Raw genomic sequence first — 3,301 nt, forward strand, 5'->3', positions numbered from 1 at the left:
ACGGCGCCGTCCGAGGATGCGGCCAAAAACAGATCATCCAAAAGAGCTTCATAGGCGGACAGTCTTGTAGTGTGAAAACAAGGCTGCCCGCCGTTTTTCAGGTATTTTTTGTAAATATTTTTCAGACTCTGGCCGTAGAAATGCACCCATTTCAGACTCCAAAGGGCATCAGAGGTAGCATGAGAATAAGGCTTTTGGCAGTCCAAAAAAATACAATCTCCTGCGGAAAGAGCGAAGGTTTCCCCTTCATAGGTCAAGGTGCCGGAACCGCTTTTCACAATAAAAAACAGATAAGAGGATAAATTTTCCCTCTGGCTTACATGGGGCTTTTTGGCCTGCAGCTGCCCCGTCTCCTGCAGATAGATAAGATTGCTTTTGGCAAAAGCAGAGGGGGTATAGATGATCCGATTGGATGTCACTATGGTTCCATGAAACAACGAAGCTTTCAAGGCAAGCCCTCCTTTCGGGAATCTTTTGATGCTGAACCGTCCTCTTTAGGTCTGCACCTTATTATATCAAAGAAGTCAAGATAATGCTATAATTATACAAAATAAGTACTTATAAAAGGGAAAAATATGGACTATGATAATTAAGAAATTGTGCTGTAAGCAAAATGACAGAAAAAACAGAAAGAGAAACATTATATGAAAAAAGCATTGATTACAGGAATAACAGGACAGGATGGCTCTTACCTTGCGGAGCTTTTGCTGGAAAAGGGATATGAGGTACACGGCATGGTCAGAAGAGCGTCTATTTCCAATACGGCCAGAATTGACCATCTGCTGCAAAAAAAGGCGGTAACTCTTCATGACGGAGACCTTTCGGATACCTCTTCCATCACCAGGATCATTCAGCTGATTCAGCCGGATGAGATTTATAATCTGGCGGCCCAGTCCCATGTGCAGGTGTCCTTTGATGTGCCGGAATATTCAGGGGATGTGGATGCCATCGGCGTGCTCAGGATTCTGGAGGCGGTGAGAGTGCTGGGACTTATTGACAAGACAAAGATTTATCAGGCCTCCACCTCGGAACTTTACGGCAGAGTAGAGGAGGTGCCTCAGCGGGAGACCACGCCCTTTCATCCCTACAGCCCTTATGCGGTAGCAAAGCAGTACGGGTTTTGGATTACCAAGGAATACCGGGAGGCCTATGGCATATTTGCGGTAAACGGTATTTTGTTTAACCATGAGTCTGAGCGTCGGGGAGAGAACTTTGTCACAAGAAAGATTACCCTTGCAGCAGGCAGAATTGCCGAGGGCATTCAAGATCATCTGGAGCTGGGGAACCTGGATTCCAAGCGGGATTGGGGATATGCAAAGGATTATGTGGAATGTATGTGGCTGATTCTTCAGCAGGATAAGCCGGATGACTTTGTGATCGCCACCGGGGAGCAGCATACGGTAAGGGACTTTACGGAAAGGGCTTTTCGGGAAAACGGTATGGAAATCCGCTGGGAGGGCAGCGGGGTTCATGAAAAGGGCTATGATGCGGCAACCGGCAAACTTTTGGTATGTGTAAATGAAGCATGGTTCCGTCCTACGGATGTGGATAATTTGTGGGGAGATCCCACCAAGGCAAAGGAAACGCTGGGCTGGAATCCCCAAAAGACAAGCTATGAAGAGCTGGTTCGGATTATGGCAAGACATGACAGGCAGCTGGCAAGACGGGAAGCGGCTGTGAAGGCTGCTGTAGCCGGACTGGAAAAAGAATGAGGGGGTCGGATGATGAATATTGTGTTATTATCCGGAGGCTCAGGCAAGCGCCTTTGGCCTCTTTCCAATGACATTCGTTCCAAGCAGTTTATTAAAATTTTTAAAAAAGAGGATGGCCAGTATGAGTCCATGGTACAGCGCGTGTTTGGACAGATCCGCGCCGTGGACGAAAGGGCTACAGTGACCGTTGCCACTTCCAGGTCCCAGGCTTCTGCCATTAACAATCAGCTGGGTGCAGGGGTGAACATTTGCGTGGAGCCTTGCAGGCGGGATACTTTTCCTGCTATCGCATTGGCGGTGGCCTATCTGCATGACGTAAAAGGGATACCGGGAGAGGAGGCTGTTGTGGTGTGCCCGGTGGATCCTTATGTGAGCACCGATTATTTTAATGCGCTGAAGCAGCTTGAAAGCCTGGCAGCTGGGGGAGCGGCTAATCTGGTACTGATGGGGATGGAGCCAACCTATCCCAGTGAGAAATATGGATATATGATTCCTGACAGCAAGGAAAAGGTCAGCACAGTCTCTACCTTTAAGGAAAAGCCGGATTTAAAAACTGCAGAGGAATATATTGCCCAGGGGGCTTTGTGGAATGGGGGCGTATTTGCCTTTCGGCTAAATTATGTGTTGAAAAAGGCCGAGGAAATGCTGGGTTTTGCTGATTATGCCGGTTTGTTTGAAAACTATCAGACGCTGCCCAAAATCAGCTTTGACTATGCGGTGGTGGAACAGGAAAAAGAGATTCAGGTACTGAGATTTTCCGGGGAATGGAAGGATTTGGGAACCTGGAATACCCTGACGGAGGCTATGGATGAAAATGTGGTGGGCAAGGCCATGTACAATGACCAGTGCAGCAATCTCCACATTATCAATGAGCTGAACGTCCCAGTGCTCTGCATGGGTATTGAAAATGCCATTGTGGCCGCCAGCGCGGAGGGCATTCTTGTATCAAACAAGGAGCAGTCCAGCTACATTAAGCCCTTTGTGGATCAGATCGACCAGCAGATCATGTTTGCGGAAAAATCCTGGGGGAATTTTCAGGTAATCGACGTGGAAGACGCCAGCATGACCATAAAGGTGACGCTGAACCCGGGGCATGGAATGAATTATCATTACCACCAGAACAGGGACGAGGTCTGGACTGTTTTAAAGGGCCGGGGATATGCTGTGCTGGATGGGAAAAGGCGCCCGGTGAAAGAAGGAGATGTGATCCAGATGCCTATTGGCTGCAAGCATACCGTGGTGGCGGAGACTGAGCTAAAGATTATGGAGGTGCAGCTGGGGCAGGAGATCAGTGTGCACGATAAGGTGAAGTGTGAACTGTAAAAGGATTTGAATTTTCGAATGTGAGAATGGCATTTGTAAAAATTTCTGTAGAAAATTAATTTGCCGCTTTGAAAATATTGTATTTTTGTGGAGAGTATGCTATTATTTTGCTGGAAGCTGTTGGGGAATGGCGATTGTGTAAGAGGCATAATTTTTATAGCAAAACGATATTTGATACAAGCCGCCGAGCACCTTGATGCTTTGGCGGTTTTTTAATTGGGTGGGGGAGGGGAATAAAGGATAATACCAAATTATCCGTTGTTAAG

General features: G+C 47.4%; 3 protein-coding genes. 2 read left to right on the forward strand and 1 reads right to left on the reverse strand.

All coding sequences use genetic code 11. From position 1 onward, the window contains the following. The coding region (locus tag SHK35_RS14085; protein ID WP_318710251.1) for an AraC family ligand binding domain-containing protein at positions 1-449 on the reverse strand (449 nt) is incomplete at its 3' end. Between the two features lie 195 nt (positions 450-644). Here SHK35_RS14085 and gmd point away from each other — a divergent pair. Beyond that, a complete protein-coding gene (gmd, locus tag SHK35_RS14090; protein ID WP_318710252.1) occupies positions 645-1,712 on the forward strand; it encodes a GDP-mannose 4,6-dehydratase in 1,068 nt (355 codons plus the stop codon). 9 nt (positions 1,713-1,721) lie between these two features. Next, entirely contained in the window at positions 1,722-3,035 is a 1,314-nt protein-coding gene (locus SHK35_RS14095; protein ID WP_330638275.1) for a sugar phosphate nucleotidyltransferase, read from the forward strand. Positions 3,036-3,301: the final 266 nt, after the last annotated feature.

Origin of the sequence: Candidatus Acetatifactor stercoripullorum (assembly GCF_944382095.1) — a bacterium.
In the GTDB taxonomy this organism is placed as follows: Bacteria; Bacillota; Clostridia; order Lachnospirales; family Lachnospiraceae; genus Acetatifactor; species Acetatifactor stercoripullorum.

Bases quoted from the DNA above. Each gene is read 5' to 3' on its own strand.
- SHK35_RS14095 (WP_330638275.1), top strand. From the start codon at position 1,722: ATGATGAATATTGTGTTATTATCCGGAGGCTCAGGCAAGCGCCTTTGG.
- gmd (WP_318710252.1), top strand. From the start codon at position 645: ATGAAAAAAGCATTGATTACAGGAATAACAGGACAGGATGGCTCTTAC.